This is a genomic window from Mesorhizobium sp. IMUNJ 23033 (assembly GCF_044778005.1).
Lineage (GTDB): Bacteria > Pseudomonadota > Alphaproteobacteria > Rhizobiales > Rhizobiaceae > Mesorhizobium > Mesorhizobium amorphae_A.
Window position 1 is genome coordinate 1 of the sequence record NZ_JBJACT010000088.1, and the last position, 1,018, is coordinate 1,018.

Genomic DNA, 1,018 nt, shown 5'->3' on the forward strand with positions numbered 1-1,018 from the left:
CGGGCGAAGGCAACAAAAGTGCTGCGAGCGGTTTCGGCATCCACCTTGCCGGCGAGGGCTGCCCTGCAGGCATTGAGCGCGATGCCATGAGCAGCGTTCCGCTTCGATGGCGGCCATTCCTCGAGCAGGACGAAGGCGTCTTTTACGCTTTGAATGTCGGTCGGAAACCCAAGACCCACGAGCACCCTCACGGGCTGCTGAAATTGATTGTGTTCCATGTTTTCCTCCGTTTCACGTGGTTAGCTCAATCGATCGGAAGCCTCGCCAGGCGCCGCAAAAGGTTGCGTGCGTAGCGCCTTAGCCTGTCGAACTCCCGTTTCCAGGGGCGCCTTTGCCTTCGGTAAGATTCCGCGCAGCCAGAAACATCACCGTGTATGCTGCCTTGCGCCGATCCCAACCGGCGTGCTCCGCTCGGTCAAGGAGTTCGGATAGGATTGGGTCGAGCGCGGTTTTCAGATCCGCTTCGTAGTTCAGGTCGGCGGCCGCGCGCGAGGGCGGCGGGATAACGTCTAGTTTCATCACGTTCATGGTCTCACCCTATGTCGGAAAAGTCCGCGCTCCATGGAGCGCGGACACCGCTGCGTTTCCTCAGAAGTCCATGCCGCCACCCGGCATTGCCGGAACTGCGGGTTCCTTCTTCGGCTTCTCGGCAACCATCGCTTCCGTCGTTACCAGCAGGCCGGCAACCGATGCCGCATCCTGGAGCGCGGTCCGCACCACCTTCACCGGATCGATGACGCCCTCGTTGTAGAGGTCGCCGAACGCATTGGTCTGTGCGTTCCAGCCCCAGCCGAAATCCGGTTTCTCACGTAGCTTGCCGACGATGATCGAACCTTCCGCGCCGGCGTTCTCGGCGATCTGTCGCACGGGCGCCTCGAGCGCGCGGCGCACGATCTCGATACCGTGCTTCTGGTCCTCATTTTCGGCCTGCACACTGTCCAGTGCCTTGGCCGCACGCAGAAGCGCCACGCCGCCACCTGGCAACACGCCTTCCTCGACCGCAGCGCGCGTCGCATGC

At 62.3% G+C, this 1,018-nt stretch carries 3 protein-coding genes; all 3 read right to left on the reverse strand.

Features of this window, described 5'->3' with window-relative positions; translation table 11 throughout:
* The coding region (locus ACFX5Q_RS34785) for a DUF982 domain-containing protein (protein ID WP_404285063.1) at nucleotides 1–218 on the reverse strand (218 nt) is incomplete at its 3' end.
* A 79-nt stretch (nucleotides 219–297) separates the two neighbouring features.
* On the reverse strand, nucleotides 298–528 hold the full coding sequence (locus tag ACFX5Q_RS34790; protein ID WP_404285064.1) for a hypothetical protein: 231 nt from the start codon (nucleotides 526–528) through the stop codon (nucleotides 298–300).
* A gap of 60 nt (nucleotides 529–588) precedes the next feature.
* The coding region (locus ACFX5Q_RS34795; RefSeq protein WP_404285065.1) for a TCP-1/cpn60 chaperonin family protein at nucleotides 589–1,018 on the reverse strand (430 nt) is incomplete at its 5' end.